Consider the following 15229-nt stretch of genomic DNA (forward strand, 5'->3'; position numbering starts at 1 on the left):
GCGATGCCTCCTTCGTCGCTGCGCCGGATGCGCGGCATGGCAACGAAGTTCGCAGGCAGGACGGGCTGTTCGGCACCCGTGGACGGAACCTGACGACACCTGACACCGTCTTACAGACACGTTCTGCCGTTACATTGCGGCGGGAGCAACCGTTGGGGGACGGTTGGACGACGCGACGACCGAGGAGCACGAGCGTGCCGACCAACGACCGTCAGCAGACGGTGCAACGATTCGCCGACGAGCTGTCCGCGCTGCGGGAGTCCGTTGGCAGTCCCTCGTTCCGTAAGATGGCCGAGACCTCCGGGTGCATCTCGCACACGACGTTGCACGAGGCGGCCTCGGGCAACCGTTTCCCGTCGTGGGACACCACCAAGCAGTTCGTCCTCGCGTGTGGTGCCGACCCCGCGCCGTGGCAGGAACGCTGGCACGCGGCCGCGCGCCAGGTCGACCCGTCGACGGAGCCCGCCACACCGAGCACCTCCCCCGTCGCCTCCGAGCCCGTCGCCACGTCTGCGGCCTCCGCGGGCGCACCCCCGGCTGACGACACGACCGGCGCCGCGGTCTCGGGGGACCGCCCCCGCCACCGCTGGTGGGAGCCGACCTGGGTGCCCGTCGCGATCGTGCTGGTGGCGGCGATCGCCGTCGCCGGCCTCTTCCTCGCCCTGAGCAGGCGCTCCTCTTCCGCGAGCCCGTCCACAACGTCGTCCACGGCCGCTCCGCAGGTGGCCGCGGGGCAGACGGACCCCGGCCAGTCGGGTGGGAGCTCGTCCGGATGCGTGGTCTCGAAGGCAGCAGCGTCGCCGATGTCGCCGGTCACCCCCGGGGACTCCTCGACGTTCGGTGCGGACATCTCCTATCCGGACTGCGCAACGGTGAAGGTGGGGCAGAAGTTCACCAAGGAGTGGCGCCTGGACAACGTCGGGTCGGTCACATGGACCGGTCGCTCGCTCTCGCGGATGGGTCCGCCCCAGGGCGCCACGGACTGTCGGACACCGAAGCGCGCGGTGGTCCCCTCCACCGCACCCGGACACTCGGCCGTCGTCTCCATCGCGGTGACCGCACCGTCGACGGCTCGGACCTGTTACGTGAAGTTCGAGATGCTGGACGCTCAGGGTCGACGTACGTTCCCGGGCAATCGTCCCGTCTACTTCTACGTGTACGTCGTGAACTGACCTCTCAGGCCCTCGGGTGGGCCTGGGTGTACGACGCCCGCAACCGTTCCACGGACACGTGGGTGTAGATCTGGGTGGTCGACAGGCTCGCGTGGCCCAGCAGCTCCTGCACCATCCTGAGGTCGGCGCCGCCTTCGAGCAGGTGTGTGGCGGCGCTGTGCCGCAGGCCGTGCGGTCCGAGCGCCGGGGTCTGCGGCATCTCCCGCACCAGGGCCGTGAGGCTGGTGCGCACGGTGCGCGGGTCGACCCGACTGCCGCGGCGGCCGAGGAACATCGCGGCCCCGGAAGCCGGGGTCACCAGCGTGGGCCGGTGGGAGATCCACCGGTGCATCGCGTCGGCCGCCGGCACCCCGAACGGGACCGTGCGCTCCTTGTCTCCCTTGCCGATCACGCGGACCACCCCCGTCGCCAGGTCGACGTCGTCGACGTCGAGCCCGACCAGCTCGCCGACCCGGATCCCGCTGGCGTAGAGCAACTCGAGCATCGCGTGGTCACGCACCCGCACCGGGTCGCTGTCGTCGGCCGCCGTACCGGCCAGCGTCAGGAGCTCGTCCGCCTCCTGGCGACGCAGGACGGCCGGTAGATGATGGCCACGGGCGGGTGAGACGAGGCGCAGCGCCGGATCCACCTCGATCCGGCCCGTGCGCCGGGCCCAGCGGAAGAAGCCCCGCGCCGCGGCGGCGCGGCGGGCGATGCTCGTGCGCGCCGCGCCCGCCCGGTCCTGCTCGGCGAGCCAGGACCGCAGATCCGCCAACCCGATGTCGGCGAGCGCCGTGACGCCGGCGTTCGAGAGGAAGTCGGCCAGGCCGTGCAGATCGGTCAGGTAGGCGCGGACGGTGTGCTCCGAGCGGCCCTTCTCGAACCGCAGGTGGCGCTCGAAGGCCGGCAGGGATTCCAGCACCTCGCTGGGTGCCGTGCTCACGTCCGATGCGTCGCTCGTCACCCGGCCACGCTAGCCCGCGCGTCGCCACCCGTCCGGGGAGCGCGCCGCCAGCCCGCGCATCTCCAGTGCCCCCAGTCCGCCGAGCACGTCACCCACGGACAACCCGGCGGATCGCGTCAACTGGTCGACCGTCGAGGATCTGCGCACCGGCAACGCCTCCAGCACGCGACGTGGCACCTCGGGCAGGTCGTCTCCGACCGCCGGCGCCCCCTCGACCCGTGGCGCGAGGTCCGCGCCGAGCTCTCCGAAGAGTTCCGCACACTCGGCCGCGTCGGTCACCAGCGACGCGATCCCCTGCCGGATGAGTTCGTTCGTGCCGACGCTCGCCGTCGAGGTCACCGGCCCCGGCACCGCGGCCACGACCCGGTGCAGCCGCTCGGCGTTACGCGCCGTGTTGAGCGAGCCGGACCGGATGCCCGCCTCGACCACCACGGTGCCCGGCGTCATCGCCGCGATCAGGCGGTTGCGTGCCAGGAAGCGGTGACGCTGCGGTGACGCGCCCGGCGGGCACTCGGACACCACGGCACCGGTACGGGCGATCTCCTCGAGGAGATCGTGATTGCCGGCCGGATAGAGCCGGTCCACGCCGCCCGCCATGGCCGCGATCGTCACGCCGTCACCGGCCAGTGCGCCGCGGTGGGCGGCGGTGTCGATGCCGTACGCGCCGCCGGACACGACGGTGAAGCGGCGCACGGCCAGATCGTGGGCGATCTCCCCGGCGACCGACTCGCCGTACGCCGTCGCGAGCCGCGCGCCGACCACCGAGACGCTGCGCGCGAGCACGCCGGCCAGCTCGACGCAGCCGCGCACCCACAGGCACAGCGGCGCCAACTCCAGATCATCCAGCCCGCGCGGCCACCCCGGGTCGCCGGGCACCAGCACCTCGATGCCGAGGCGGTCGGCCGCGTGCAGGACCCGGGCCAGATCGAGGTCGGACACGCGGGCGGCGAATCGGTCGTAGGCCCCGTCGGCGTTGGTGGCGATCGCCTGCCAGGCGCCGACCGGTCCTCGCTCCTGGACCAGGGTGGCGATCGTCGGGTCCATCGGCTCCCCCACCTTGCACAACGCCACCCGGGCCGTCCGTTCGTCGGTGCGCGTCCTCACGCCGCCGCCTGGCTGGTGCGCAGGGCAAGGGCTCGCAGCAGATGCTCCGGGCCGGGCGCGTCGAGCTCCTGCAGGTCGGCCAGAGTCCACCCGACGCGCAGGCACCTGTCGTATCCGCGCATGGTGAGCGTCCCCGTCTCCAACGCCCGGTCGAGCACTCCGGTCGTCTCGCGCGGCAGCCGCCACCGACCGCGTAACGCCGGCCCCGGTGCCGTTCCGTTGATGAGCCACCCGCAGCCGTGCCAGCGACGTGCCTGCCGCTCGCGAGCACGTACGACGCGCGCTGCCACGGCGGCGCTCGGCTCGCCGCCCGGACCTGCCAGGCCGGCTCGGGTCACCGGAGCGACCTGCAGATGGACGTCGACCCGGTCCATCAGCGGACCGGAGAGCTTGTTGAGGTAACCGCGCCGCATCAGCACCGAACAACTGCACGCACCGCCCTTGCCGAAGTTCTTGCCGCACGGGCAGGGGTTCGCCGCCAGCACCAGTTGGAACCGTGCCGGGTAGGTGGCGACCCGGTCGGCACGGGCGATCGTCACCCGCCCGGCTTCCAGCGGCTGACGCAGCGCGTCGAGGACGTCGCGCCGGAACTCGGGCGACTCGTCGAGGAAGAGCACGCCACGGTGGGCGCGGCTCACGGCGCCCGGCCTGATGGGGCCGCTCCCGCCGCCGATCACGGCCGCCATCGACGCACCGTGATGCGGCGCGACGAACGGCGCGCGCTCGATGAGCACCTCGGCGCCGAGGGCTCCGAGCACCGAGTGGATGGCGGTGACCTCCAGCGCCTCGGCGCGTTCGAGGGGCGGCAGGATGCCGGGCAGGCGCTCGGCGATCATCGTCTTTCCAGCACCGGGCGGACCGATCATCGCCATGTGGTGCCCGCCGGCGGCCGCGACCTCCAGCGCGTGCCGGGCCTCCTCCTGACCGGAGACGTCACACAGATCGGGCAGCGGTCGTGCAGCCGCGGCCGACGGCGGGTCGATGGACAGGTCGGGCAGCGGACGTCGTTTCCTGACCAGGTCGTAGCGGGCGACCAGCTCAGGGAGGGTGCGCATCGGCGTCACGAGCACGCCCGGGACGAGCGCCGCCTCCGCGGCGTTCGCAGCAGGGACGACGACGTGCGTCACCCCTGCCGCCACCGCGGCGAGCACCGCGGGCAGGACACCGTGCACCGGGCGGATCGACCCGTCGAGCGCGAGCTCGCCCAGGTGGACGATGTCGCGCACGACCTCGCCGTCGACGGCGCCGGTGGCCGCGAGCGCGGCAACGGCGATCGCCAGGTCGAAGCCGGATCCGTGTTTCGGCAGGGCGGCCGGCGAGAGGTTGACCGTGATGCGCCCCGAGGGCAGCTCCAGCTCGCTGTTGCCGCAGGCCGCGCGAATGCGCTCCGGCGACTGCCGGCAGGCGGCGTCCGGCATCCCGGTGATCGTGAACGCGGGCAGGCCCTGCGACGCGTTGGCCTCCACGTCGACCACCGTCCCGTCGATCCCTCGCAGCGTGACGCTGCGGGTCCGCCCGAGGCTCACCAGACGTCCCGGACGTGCTCAACGACCGGTGCACTGTGCGGCCGGACCAGAATGCCCACCACGTCGATGCGCACCGCTGCCACACCGACCGGGTGCTCGCGCAACCAGGCGTGCGCGAGATGCCGCAGTCGCGCGGCCTTCAGCCGGGTGACCGCCTCGACCGGTGATCCGAACGTCGTGGTGCGGCGGGTCTTCACCTCGACGATGACGAGAGTGTCGTGGGCCTCGTCGAAGGCGATCACGTCCAACTCACCTTCGCGGCACCGCCAGTTGCGCTCGACCACCACCATGCCCTGCGACCGCAGATAGTCCACGGCGTAGTCCTCACCCGCGCGCCCGAGCGCATGACGCGGATCGACCCGATGTGCTGGTCCCGAACTCTTCATCCCTCATCACCTCCGCCACCGACCCTGGCGTGGGAGCGCCAGGGTCGGCAGCCGCCGTCATCGCGGCTGTGGACGGGCTGCGACAGCGGAGGGGGATGTGGACGAGCACGGACTCCCGTGACGACATGCCGTCGCGCCGCTACCGTCGGACGGACTGGACCGGACCGTTCCCGAGTCGCGAGGACCCCCGATGAACGCTCGTCGCATCACTCATGCCGCCACCATCTGCACCGCCACCCTGGCCGCCGTCTTCGTCCTCGGCCCCCTCACGTCCACCGCACAGGCCGCGAGCGCGGAGCGGCACGGCCACGGGCACCGGCCGGTCTACGACTGCCCGCCGCGCGCCCGCGCGGTCGGCTACAGCGACGCCCTCGACAAGCTGAACACCCTGGGCGCCGAGGTGGGCGGGCTGTCGGCGCTGACGTACGACGCCCGCCGCCACGCGTACGCCGCGATCGAGGACCACTCCGGTGACCAGGCGTCCCGGATGTGGTTCTTCCGCGATGCCGCGCACCCTCAGGTGACCGGCACCCTCACCCTGACGCAGGCCGACGGGACGCCGTACACCGGTGCCGACTTCGACGCCGAGGGGCTCACGGTGCTGCCGAGCGGCGACTACCTCGTCAGCTCCGAGGTGGAGCCGTCGATCCGCGTCTTCGACCGATCGGGCCGCGAGGTGGCGCAACTGCCCGTCCCCACGCGCCTGCACGTGCCGCCGATCGGCGAGGCGACGCCGAACGCCACCCTCGAAGGCCTGTCGATCTCCCCCGACGGGGCCACGATCTACGCCGCGATGGAAGGCACCCTCAGCGGCGACGTCTCATCCACCGGCGAGGCCGGTTACCGCCGGATCCTGGTCTACACGAAGGGCCGTCACGGCTACGCACTCACGCGGCAGCTCGGGTACCACGTCGATCCGGGAATGCGGATCTCCGAGGTCGCCGCCTACGGTCGCGACGGGCTGCTGGTGATGGAGGCCGCGTACGAGCCCGCGACCGGCAACGCGATCGAGCTGTACGCCGTGCACACCCGCCACGCCCGCGACGTCAGCGCGATCGGCGACCTCGGGAACTCTCCGCACGCGGTGCTGCCCAAGACACTGGTGTCGAACGTGACCGCGTGCCCGAGCCTCGGGGCCACCGCGAAGGAGCCCCAGACCAACCCGCTGATGGACAACTACGAGGGCATGACGATCGAGACGCGGCACGGTCGCGATGCGCAGGTGCTGCTCGTCTCCGACGACAACTTCAGCGCCACCCAGACCACCCGGCTGCTGCGCCTGCAGGCCCCCTTCCCCGACACTGACGCAGTTCAGCGGCTCAGGCGGGCAGCTCCATCTCGGTATCGCTCTCCGGCGAGCCGAACCTACCCGACCTCGCTTCGCTCAGTCGGGCAGCTCCATCTCGGTATCGCTCTCCGGCGAGCCGAACCTGCCCGACCTCGCTTCGCTCAGTCGGGCAGCTCCATCTCGCGGGCCGGCAGCTCTTCCACGTTCACGTCCTTGAAGGTGATCACGCGCACCTGTTTTACGAACCGGGCGGGGCGGTAGACGTCCCAGACCCACGCGTCGCTCATCCGCACGTCGAAGAACACCTCGGCGCCCTCACCGCGGACGAGGACGTCGACCTCGTTGCACAGGTAGAACCGGCGCTCGGTCTCCACGACATGGCTGAACAAGCCCACCACGTCACGGTATTCGCGGTACAGCGCGAGCTCCTGCTCCGTCTCGTACTTCTCCAGGTCCTCCGCGCTCACGCCCACTCCTTCATCGCGTCCGGTGCACCCTGTTCGACCGTATCCGCGGCGCCGGCGGACGCGCGGACGATTGCGCCATCGGCGCCCTCGCCCATACCGCCGAACGGTCGCCAGCTGCGCCGATGCAGCTCGCACGGCCCGTGCAACTCGATGGCTGCCAGATGATCGGGCGCCGAATATCCCTTGTTGCCGGCCCAGTTGAACTGCGGATACGCCTCGTGGAAGTCCCGCAGCATCGCATCACGCTCGACCTTCGCCAGCACGCTGGCCGCAGCCACCGACGAGCACTTCATATCGGCCTTGATCATCGTGGTGACCGGCGGGATCGGGCGGCCGACACCGTCCGCTCCGGCCGCCGTCAGATCCGGCTGGGCCCCGGCCACCTGCTCGACGGACAGCAGCACCGGTGCCGCCTCGCGGTCCGACAGCCAGTCGTGGTTACCGTCCAGGATCACCAGGTCGGGCTGCACGTCGAGCATCGCCAGGGCACGTCGGCCGGCGAGGCGCAGCGCGGCCATGATGCCGATGCGGTCGATCTCGGCGGCACTGGCGTGGCCGACGGCGTACGCCACCGCCCACCGACGCAGCCGGGGCACCAGCCGTTCGCGCGCTGCGGGGGTGAGCAGCTTGGAGTCGCGCACCCCTTGGGGCGCGGTCGGGCAGTGCTCGTCGATGACGACCGCGCCCACCGAGACCGGCCCGGCGAGAGCACCGCGACCGACCTCGTCCATGCCGCAGAGCAACCGGTGGCCCTCGCGCTGCAACGCACGTTCCACGCGCAGGCTCGGTCGAGCGGGTGTCATGGCGTCATGGTCTCGGCTTGGGCACATCGGCGAAGACCGAGCCGTACGTCGGCAATCCGCCGATACGGCTGATCGGCCAGGCGATGGCGACGACCTGACCGGTGATGTCGGAGATCGGCACCGTCCCGTCGACGCCCTTGCCGTCCAGATTGTGCACACGCGAGTCGGCGGAGTCGGCGCGGTTGTCGCCGAGCACCCACACCTTCCCGGCGGGCACCGTGATGTCGAACCGGGCGTCGGGTCCGTCGTCGGACTTCTCGCCCGGCGGCAGGTACTTCTCGGTGATCGCGTACCCGTTGACGGTGATCTGGTCCTTGGAGTTGCAGCACACGACGTGGTCCCCGGGCAGTCCGATGACCCGCTTGACCAGGTGGTCCGGCCCCCCGGGCAGCACCCCGACGCCGATCAGGGCGTCCTTGACGATCCGCTTGACCGGGCCGGGATTCGACTCGTCCGGACCCCAGGTGTTCGGTTTGGAGAAGACCACCACGTCGCCGCGGTGCAGCGCCGAGTGCTGCGGGGTGAACTTGCTGACCAGGATCCGGTCGCCGGTGATGAGGGTGTTCTCCATCGAGGGCGACGGGATCGAGAACGGCTGCACCAGGAAGGTCTTCACCAGGAAGGACAGCGCGAGCGCGATGACGACGACGATGGCCAGTTCCCGCAGGAACACCCAGCGGTGATGAGGCCGGGGGTGCTCGGCGGTGGCTGGTACCTCGCCCGGTGCCGGGCGGTCGTCGGGGGTGTCCGATGCGGCGCGGTGCGCCGAAGCGTCGGAGGAGGCGCCCGATGGGGGGCGGTTGCGGGAGTCGTCAGTCATACGTCCGTCAATGGGAAGGAACCTTCGCGAAGGTCGCGGAGTAGTTGCCGAGCCAGGTTATGCGGTCGAGGGGCCAGACCACTGCATCGGCCCGCCCGGTGACGTCTTTGATCGGCACCGACCCGGTCGCACCCGACCCGTCGTCGTGATAGCGCGAGTCCCCCGAGTCGCCGCGGTTGTCGCCCATCACCCAGATCCTGCCCGCGGGGACGGTGATGTCGAATCGGGTGAGGCTGGGCTTGGTGCCCGCCGCCAGGTACGGCTCGGTGATCGCGACGCCGTTGATGGTGATCTTGCCGGCGCTGTCGCAGCACGTCACATGGTCACCGGGCATTCCGATCACCCGCTTGATGAGGTGGTTGTCCCCCGCGGGGTAGAGACCGACGAATTCGAGCAGCTTCTGCACCGGGCCGGGATTGGGGGCGCTCCCCTCGTCGCCGAGCCAGTTGTCGGGATCGTCGAAGACCACGACGTCTCCGCGGTGCAGGTCGAACGGTCCCGGTGTGAGCTTGCTGACCACGACACGGTCACCGGGCACCAGCGCCGGCTCCATCGACTCCGAAGGGATCCAGAAGGGCTGCAGCAGGAAGGTCTTGATGACGAACGACAACAGCATCGCGATCACCACGACCAGCACGAGTTCGCGGATCGCGACGAGCCAGCGCTGCGTACGACGTTGCGGCGCGGCGGGGGCCGGTTCCTGCACCGGCTCCTCCGTCGCCGCTGGGACCGGGACGTCCCTTCGCGGAGCCTGCGTCGCGGTGGCGTCAGCGGTCGGTTCCGGACCGGGCTGGGGAGGCCGGTGCAGCCGCAGACCGATGGTGGGCTCGTCGGCCGGGTCGGCGGCGACGGGAGACGCAGATTTCGGGAGCGGCCCGAGCCTGCGCTGGGGAAGGGTGGGGCTGTCGGCAGGGTCCTGGACGGGACCGACCCGCGTCGCGTCCGTCGTGTCGGAGCCGTCGGTGGAGGGCTGCGCGGGGCCCGGCAACGGGCCCAGCACCTTCTGTGGGCGGGTGGCGCCGGCCGGCAGCTTCCAGGCGTGGGTACCCGGACGCAACCACCGTCTGGGTCCGCGTCCTCTGCCCCCGGGATCGGATGTCACCACGAGAGTGTGCCCCACGAAGATGGGACGGGGCCGTGCAGGGACGACCTCAGCGGGGCGGCGCGTCGCGGCGAACGCGACGATGGCGCGACCCCCGCGGGGATCGCGCCATCGTCGGTGCGTGCTGAGTCGATGACTCGGGCGGTTCAGGCCTTGACGGGCTTGACCGAAGGAACGTCGCGCTTCTCCTTGATCTTGGCGGCCTTGCCGCGCAGGTCGCGCAGGTAGTACAGCTTCGCGCGGCGCACGTCACCGCGGGAAGCGACCTCGATGTGGTCGATCACCGGGGTGTGCAGCGGGAACTTGCGCTCCACGCCGACGCCGAAGCTGACCTTGCGGACGGTGAAGGTCTCGCCGATGCCGCCGCCGTGACGGCCGATGACGACACCCTGGAAGATCTGCACGCGGCTGCGCGTGCCCTCGATGACCTTCACGTGCACCTTGACGTTGTCACCGGCGCGGAAGTCGGGGATGTCGCTGCGGAGGCTGGGGGCGTCGATCGCGTCGAACTTATGCATGACGAGCTACTTCCTCGTGGCGCCACAGGTCGCCACCGTTGATGAACGGGGAGTGCGTCGAGCTGCTCGGACCACATGCCCCGAAGATTCTCGGGGTCACGTCCCCCTGTGGCGGGGGTCCGCTTGCGTGCACGACGCGACTGCACAGTCTGCCAGACCGGGGCGCCAGGGCTGAAATCGAGCACACCGGACCGGTGCGGATCAGGCGCGCGGCTTACGCAGCCGCACGGTCCGCCCGAACGGACCCTGGCCGGCGCGCCGGTATCCCGCCCTGCGGTACATCCGCAGCGGACCGAGGCTGCGTTCGCCGGTGAAGAGGCTGTACGCCGTCGCCTCCTCGGGCGCCTGCGCCTCGATCTGCTCCAGCAGCCATTGCCCGAGGCCCCGTCCGCGCAGGTCGGGCGCCACCATGACCCGCTCGATCTCCCACGCGTCACCGTCGAGCCTGCCCCTCGCCGACGCGACGAGCCGGCCGTGGGAGCGCACGACGTAGGTCGACGTGATCTGCAGCGAGGCGGCCAGCGACTCGTAGGTCTCGTGCTGGGCGGGGATCTGCAGGGTGTCGTTCTCGATGCCGGTCGTGAGCCAGCAGGCGTGCGTCAGGGTGAGCAGCTCCCCCACGTCGCCCGGGCCGGCCGGCACGAGTGCCAGGTCGTCGGGATCCGCCGCAGCGGAGGCGTGCAGCAGGTCGGGGCGCCGACGGGCGGTGCGATGCAGCTGCTGTTCGCGGCGCCAACGGGCGATCGCGCCGTGGTCGCCGGAGAGCAGGACGTTCGGCACGGCACGGCCCTGCCACTGCGCGGGCTTGGTGTAGACGGGGTATTCGAGCAATCCGTCCTCGTGCGACTCCTCATCGAGCGACGCGGCGTTGCCGATCACGCCCGGCAGCAGCCGCGCGACCGCTTCGATGATGGCGAGCGCGGCGACCTCGCCGCCGTTCAGCACGTAGTCGCCGAGCGAGACGACGCGCACGTCCATCCGGTCGGCGGCGTGCTCGTAGACCCGCTCGTCGATGCCCTCGTAGCGACCACACGCGAAGACCAGCCACTCCCGGTCCGCGAGCTCACGGGCGGTGCGCTGGGTGAGGGGCTCGCCACCGGGCCCCGGCACGATCAGGACGGGCCGAGGATCACCCTGCGTCGCCAGCGCGTCCAACGCCTCACCCCACGGCTCGGGCTTCATCACCATGCCGGCGCCGCCGCCGTACGGCGTGTCGTCGACGGTGCGGTGCCGGTCGTGGGTGAAATCGCGCAGGTCGTGCACCCGGATGTCGAGCAGGCCGTCGCGCCGCGCCTTGCCGATCAACGACAGGTCGAGCGGGGCGAGATAGTCGGGGAAAATCGAGACGACGTCGATGCGCACCGGTCAGTCCCGCCCGAGGTCGAGCAGGCCGGGCGGCGGGTCGATCTCGATCCGACCGGCCTCGATGTCGACGACGGGCACGATCTGCTCGACGAACGGCACGTACGCGGTGCCGCCGCCCTCCAACGCAATCTGCAGCAGGTCCTGTGCCGGGCGCTGCAGCAGCGCGACGACCGCCCCCACGAGCGCGCCGTCGACGTCGTAGACGATCAGGTCGACCAGATCGTCCTCGTACCAGCCGTCGTCCTCGTCCTCGTCCGGCGCGGCCATGAGCCGGGTGTCACGCAGTCCTTCGGCGCCCGTGCGATCACGCACCTGCTCGAAACCGAGGACCCACGTCGTGCCCTGCACGCGCGCCGAGCGCACCGTCAGCTCCCCGATCGACGGCTCGGTGCGAAAGCGTGCACCGGGGGTGAACCGCTCCTGCGGCCGGTCGGTGTGCAGCTGGACCGTCACCTCGCCCTTCAGCCCGTTCGCGCGGCCGATGCGGGCCACCATCACCTCGTCCATGCCGGGAAGTCTCCCAGCTACCGCTCGACGCCGCCTCGACCCGTCTGCCGCTATCGGCCCCAAGCGGTCTGGTACGTGGTTGGATCGGCGCACGATCGGCCATCCGGCAACCGTCACTTCTTCGGAGGAAGCATGAGTTACGACCAGTCAGCGCCACCGCCCCCGCCCGGCGACTACGGCCAGGGCGGCGGTTTCCAGGGGGGCGGCCCCGGCGACGGCGGGTACGGCGGCGCGCCACCGCAGCAGAGCACGAAGGCCGTCGTGGCTCTCGTGCTGAGCATCCTGGGCGTCTGCTGCTTCATCTTCCCGATCGCCGGGATCGTCCTCGGCGTGCAGAGCAAGAAGGAGATCCAGAACTCCGGCGGCCGCCAGAAGGGCGCAGGCCTCGCGCAGGCCGCGATCATCGTGGGTGCCATCCTGCTGGTCCTGGCCGTGATCGGCGACGCGATCTACTTCTCGCGGCGCTGAACGTCACCGCTCGACCGGACGGCGGGCACCGGGCAACCGGTGTCCGCCGTTCGTGCGCCTCGGGCCGACCGGAGCGAGGGGTCACGGAGCGAGCGCTGCCCCCCAGGGCGTGTTGCGCACGATCATGAAGATCACCGCGACGGCGCCGATCACGTAGGTGAGGACCGTGGCGTGCTGCCGTGCGAACGGCGCGCTGGGCACACCACGCCAGCGGTTGCGCAACGCGGTGAGCCACCACCCCACGACGACCGGCATGAGCAGCACCACGAAGACATTGCTGGAGAGCGCGGCCCGCAGGTTGCCGTTGGTGAGGTCGTTGACGGCGCGCAGGCCCCCGCACCCCGGGCAGTAGATGCCGGTGAGCGCATAGAGCGGGCACATCCCCCACGACCCGTGCTGGTGCGGATCCCGGAAGTGCAGTGCCACGGTGGCGACGCCCACGAGCAGTCCGCCGACCGCGAGCGGACGCACCCGACGCCACGGCGACGTGGCATCGCGCGATGCGGCGTCGTAGGTCGTCGACGACTGCGCGGGCGCTGCTCCGAGCTGGGTCATGCCGTCAGTGTCTCAGGTGCCGCTCGCCACCGGAGCCGGTTCGGGCTCGGCATCTCGGCGCACGTCGGGCATCACGACACTCAGCGCGGACAGCGCGGCCGCGAGCACGAGCGGGACGATCAACGCGTCGGCGATGCCGAACGCGTGCACCAGGCTGCCGATGACCCCGGGGCCGAGCAGCCCCGCGGCGTATCCCATCGACACCACGACGGACAGCCCGCGACCGCCCGCGAGGTTGCCCGCGGATCCATAGACCTGCGGGGCGACCAGACCCATGCCCAGGCCGACCACGGCCCACCCGAGCAGCAGCAGCCACAGCGGCGACGCGATGACGGCGATCAGGTATCCCGCCGCGGCGACGGCGGCGCCGAACCGCACGACGGCACGTCGTCCGATCAGGTGCACGGCCGCGTCACCGCACAGCCGGATGGTGACCATGGTCGCCGAGACCGCGACCACGCCGAGTGCTGCGGTCGAATCAGACACGCTGGCAATCGATTTCACGTCGTACGCCGACCAGTCCATCGCCGTGCCCTCAGCGACCGCGAAGCAGATCGCCATGAGGCCAAGCAGCCAGGCGGCGCGCGGGATGGCGGAGCGCGCACCGTGCGCGTCGGCGTGTCCGACGATCTGGGACTGCGCGGAGAGTCGCTCCTGGAAGACCAGGCTGACCAGCAACGCGATGCCCACGACCGTCATCGCGGCCAGCACCAGGTGACCACCCGACAGGTCCGCGCGACCGAGCAGCAGTACGAGCAGTGACACCGCGAGCGTGCCGACGGAGAAGAAGGCGTGCAACCGGCTCATGACGGGACGCTCGCGATGCTGCTCGACCTGCACCGCGAGCGCGTTCATCGACACGTCGAGCGCTCCGTTGCCCACGCCGAGCAGGACCCCGGCCACGCAGGCGGTCCACACCGATCCCGCCCACGGGAGCAGCAGCAGGCCGAGGGCCATCGCCAGGGTGCCGGCCTGCATCGGGCGCAGCGCGCCGTGCGCGTCGGACAGACGCCCGCCCAGGTTGATACCGACGATCGCGGCGAGGCCCAGCACCATCAGCAGCACGCCGATGCCGAGCGCGTCGGTGTGCAGCTGCTCGCGCAGCGCCGGGGTCAGCGCGCCGACGGCGCCGTACCCGAATCCGTTGGCGACGAAGGCCACGAGCACTCCTGCCAGCGCGGAGGAGCTCCCGAGAGCCGGGCGGCGTACGGAGTGCATGAGCGGGTTCCTTCGAGGTGGGAAAACGACGACGCCAGGTGTCCGGGATGTTCCCGGGCCACCTGGCGTCGCTGGAGTGCTGTCGAGCCGGTCAGCGCACCTGGTCGGTGTCGACGATGTCCACGCGGATGTTGCGGCCGCTCGCGAGAGCGCCCACGACGGTGCGCAGCGCGGACGCGGTGCGACCGGAGCGTCCGATCACCCGGCCGAGATCGTCGGGGTGCACGCGCACCTCGAGCATCTCGCCCCGGCGGCCGTCCTTGTGCTGGACCACGACGTCGTCATCGTGGTCGACGATGCCCTTGACCAGGTGTTCCAGCGCCTCTTCGAGCAAGGTGCTCAGCTCTCCGAGGGGGCGGCGGTGTCGTCCGCGGCCTTGGCGTCAGCCTCGTTCGACTTCTCCGCCTTGTCCGACTTCTCCGCGGCGGGCGCGTCGTCGGCGGGAGCCGCGGCGGCCTTCTTACGGGTGGTGGTCGCGCTGCCCTTGCCCGCGTCGTCGGACGCGTTCTGGGCGGCGGCCAAGGCGGCCTCGTACGCGGCCTTCTTGTCGCGCGGGGCTTCCTTGACGCGCAGCGTGCCCTCGGCACCCGGCTCGCCCTTGAACTTCTGCCAGTCACCGGTCACGCCGAGGAGCGCACGCACCTGCTCGGTGGGCTGCGCGCCGACACCGAGCCAGTACTGCGCGCGCTCGGAGTCGATCTCGATCAGGCTGGGGTCTTCCTTGGGGTGGTACTTCCCGATCTCCTCGATCGCCCGGCCATCGCGCTTGGTGCGCGAGTCCATGACGACGACGCGGTACTGGGGGGTGCGGATCTTGCCGAGTCGCTTCAAACGAATCTTGACGGCCACGTTGGTGGTGTCTCCTGTATCTCATCGGTGAGCGCGGCGAGACCGGGTGGGGAACACACGGGGAGCCGATGCTCGGGGTAGGCGCGCGGGCACAGGGAGGGCCGGCCGCACGCGGGTACGCCGATCAGTCTGCCAGAA

Annotated in this window: 18 protein-coding genes and 1 pseudogene; 3 read left to right on the plus strand and 16 right to left on the minus strand. The window is 71.2% G+C overall.

Features of this window, described 5'->3' with window-relative positions; all coding sequences use genetic code 11:
- Positions 1 to 194 precede the first annotated feature (194 nt).
- Complete coding sequence (locus LVQ62_RS15325; protein WP_233762886.1) at positions 195 to 1172, plus strand: NBR1-Ig-like domain-containing protein; 978 nt, start codon at positions 195 to 197, stop codon at positions 1170 to 1172.
- Positions 1173 to 1176: 4 nt separating this feature from the next.
- On the opposite strand, the gene LVQ62_RS15330 is transcribed toward LVQ62_RS15325, so the two are convergent.
- The 5 genes and pseudogenes from LVQ62_RS15330 to LVQ62_RS15345 all read right to left on the minus strand — a co-directional run bounded on the left by LVQ62_RS15330 (position 1177) and on the right by LVQ62_RS15345 (position 5131).
- Positions 1177 to 2115, minus strand: coding sequence for a tyrosine recombinase XerC (locus LVQ62_RS15330; RefSeq protein WP_233762888.1), 939 nt, complete (start codon positions 2113 to 2115; stop codon positions 1177 to 1179).
- Positions 2116 to 2124: 9 nt separating this feature from the next.
- Positions 2125 to 2262 (minus strand): hypothetical protein, encoded by a 138-nt coding sequence (locus LVQ62_RS17905; protein ID WP_370639713.1) that lies wholly within the window; start codon positions 2260 to 2262, stop codon positions 2125 to 2127.
- A gap of 138 nt (positions 2263 to 2400) precedes the next feature.
- Positions 2401 to 3159, minus strand: a pseudogene (gene dprA, locus LVQ62_RS15335) (DNA-processing protein DprA); the annotation flags it as partial.
- 56 nt (positions 3160 to 3215) lie between these two features.
- A complete protein-coding gene (locus LVQ62_RS15340; RefSeq protein ID WP_233762893.1) occupies positions 3216 to 4745 on the minus strand; it encodes a YifB family Mg chelatase-like AAA ATPase in 1530 nt (509 codons plus the stop codon).
- On the minus strand, positions 4742 to 5131 hold the full coding sequence (locus tag LVQ62_RS15345; RefSeq protein WP_179479796.1) for a YraN family protein: 390 nt from the start codon (positions 5129 to 5131) through the stop codon (positions 4742 to 4744). Before LVQ62_RS15345 ends, LVQ62_RS15340 begins: the two co-directional genes overlap by 4 nt.
- Positions 5132 to 5321: 190 nt before the next feature.
- On the opposite strand from LVQ62_RS15345, the gene LVQ62_RS15350 reads away from it, so the two are divergent.
- Positions 5322 to 6680 carry an esterase-like activity of phytase family protein gene (locus LVQ62_RS15350; protein WP_233762895.1) on the plus strand — a complete coding sequence of 453 codons (1359 nt, stop codon included), beginning with the start codon at positions 5322 to 5324 and terminating at the stop codon, positions 6678 to 6680.
- Here the strand turns inward: LVQ62_RS15350 and LVQ62_RS15355 are convergent.
- The 7 genes from LVQ62_RS15355 to rimM form a co-directional block, all read right to left on the minus strand.
- Complete coding sequence (locus LVQ62_RS15355) at positions 6581 to 6886, minus strand: DUF2469 domain-containing protein (protein WP_179479794.1); 306 nt, start codon at positions 6884 to 6886, stop codon at positions 6581 to 6583. The two genes, LVQ62_RS15350 and LVQ62_RS15355, sit on opposite strands and share 100 nt — an antisense overlap.
- Positions 6883 to 7689, minus strand: a complete 807-nt coding sequence (locus LVQ62_RS15360) for a ribonuclease HII (protein WP_233762897.1) — start codon at positions 7687 to 7689, stop codon at positions 6883 to 6885. The genes LVQ62_RS15355 and LVQ62_RS15360 overlap by 4 nt, the downstream gene beginning before the upstream one ends.
- 4 nt (positions 7690 to 7693) lie before the next feature.
- Positions 7694 to 8509 carry a signal peptidase I gene (gene lepB, locus LVQ62_RS15365; RefSeq protein WP_233762899.1) on the minus strand — a complete coding sequence of 272 codons (816 nt, stop codon included), beginning with the start codon at positions 8507 to 8509 and terminating at the stop codon, positions 7694 to 7696.
- Positions 8510 to 8516: 7 nt separating this feature from the next.
- Complete coding sequence (gene lepB, locus LVQ62_RS17910; RefSeq protein ID WP_370639637.1) at positions 8517 to 9611, minus strand: signal peptidase I; 1095 nt, start codon at positions 9609 to 9611, stop codon at positions 8517 to 8519.
- A 146-nt stretch (positions 9612 to 9757) separates the two neighbouring features.
- The gene (rplS, locus tag LVQ62_RS15375; protein WP_179479789.1) at positions 9758 to 10129 is read right to left on the minus strand and encodes a 50S ribosomal protein L19; all 372 of its coding nucleotides are present in this window, start codon (positions 10127 to 10129) and stop codon (positions 9758 to 9760) included.
- A 201-nt stretch (positions 10130 to 10330) separates the two neighbouring features.
- Entirely contained in the window at positions 10331 to 11491 is a 1161-nt protein-coding gene (gene trmD, locus LVQ62_RS15380; RefSeq protein WP_233762901.1) for a tRNA (guanosine(37)-N1)-methyltransferase TrmD, read from the minus strand.
- Positions 11492 to 11494: 3 nt separating this feature from the next.
- Positions 11495 to 12001 (minus strand): ribosome maturation factor RimM, encoded by a 507-nt coding sequence (rimM, locus tag LVQ62_RS15385; protein ID WP_233762903.1) that lies wholly within the window; start codon positions 11999 to 12001, stop codon positions 11495 to 11497.
- A 132-nt stretch (positions 12002 to 12133) separates the two neighbouring features.
- Between rimM and LVQ62_RS15390 the strand changes: the two genes are divergently transcribed.
- Positions 12134 to 12469 carry a DUF4190 domain-containing protein gene (locus LVQ62_RS15390; RefSeq protein ID WP_233762905.1) on the plus strand — a complete coding sequence of 112 codons (336 nt, stop codon included), beginning with the start codon at positions 12134 to 12136 and terminating at the stop codon, positions 12467 to 12469.
- Positions 12470 to 12550: 81 nt separating this feature from the next.
- Here the strand turns inward: LVQ62_RS15390 and LVQ62_RS15395 are convergent, their stop codons facing one another.
- From LVQ62_RS15395 to rpsP, 4 genes are all read right to left on the minus strand, one after another.
- Positions 12551 to 13024 carry a DUF2752 domain-containing protein gene (locus LVQ62_RS15395; protein WP_233762907.1) on the minus strand — a complete coding sequence of 158 codons (474 nt, stop codon included), beginning with the start codon at positions 13022 to 13024 and terminating at the stop codon, positions 12551 to 12553.
- A gap of 12 nt (positions 13025 to 13036) precedes the next feature.
- A complete protein-coding gene (locus LVQ62_RS15400) occupies positions 13037 to 14242 on the minus strand; it encodes an MFS transporter (protein WP_233762909.1) in 1206 nt (401 codons plus the stop codon).
- A 91-nt stretch (positions 14243 to 14333) separates the two neighbouring features.
- Positions 14334 to 14576, minus strand: coding sequence for an RNA-binding protein (locus LVQ62_RS15405; RefSeq protein ID WP_179479777.1), 243 nt, complete (start codon positions 14574 to 14576; stop codon positions 14334 to 14336).
- A gap of 5 nt (positions 14577 to 14581) precedes the next feature.
- Positions 14582 to 15091, minus strand: a complete 510-nt coding sequence (gene rpsP, locus LVQ62_RS15410; RefSeq protein ID WP_233762911.1) for a 30S ribosomal protein S16 — start codon at positions 15089 to 15091, stop codon at positions 14582 to 14584.
- Positions 15092 to 15229: the final 138 nt, after the last annotated feature.

Origin of the sequence: Allobranchiibius sp. GilTou73, assembly GCF_021391335.1 — a bacterium.
GTDB classification, from domain to species: domain Bacteria; phylum Actinomycetota; class Actinomycetes; order Actinomycetales; family Dermatophilaceae; genus Allobranchiibius; species Allobranchiibius huperziae.

Bases quoted from the DNA above. Each gene is read 5' to 3' on its own strand.
- LVQ62_RS15390 (WP_233762905.1), top strand. From the start codon at position 12,134: ATGAGTTACGACCAGTCAGCGCCACCGCCCCCGCCCGGCGACTACGGC.
- rplS (WP_179479789.1), bottom strand. From the start codon at position 10,129: ATGCATAAGTTCGACGCGATCGACGCCCCCAGCCTCCGCAGCGACATC.
- rimM (WP_233762903.1), bottom strand. From the start codon at position 12,001: ATGGACGAGGTGATGGTGGCCCGCATCGGCCGCGCGAACGGGCTGAAG.
- LVQ62_RS15400 (WP_233762909.1), bottom strand. From the start codon at position 14,242: ATGCACTCCGTACGCCGCCCGGCTCTCGGGAGCTCCTCCGCGCTGGCA.
- LVQ62_RS15360 (WP_233762897.1), bottom strand. From the start codon at position 7,689: ATGACACCCGCTCGACCGAGCCTGCGCGTGGAACGTGCGTTGCAGCGC.
- lepB (WP_233762899.1), bottom strand. From the start codon at position 8,509: ATGACTGACGACTCCCGCAACCGCCCCCCATCGGGCGCCTCCTCCGAC.
- LVQ62_RS15395 (WP_233762907.1), bottom strand. From the start codon at position 13,024: ATGACCCAGCTCGGAGCAGCGCCCGCGCAGTCGTCGACGACCTACGAC.
- LVQ62_RS15350 (WP_233762895.1), top strand. From the start codon at position 5,322: ATGAACGCTCGTCGCATCACTCATGCCGCCACCATCTGCACCGCCACC.
- LVQ62_RS15345 (WP_179479796.1), bottom strand. From the start codon at position 5,131: ATGAAGAGTTCGGGACCAGCACATCGGGTCGATCCGCGTCATGCGCTC.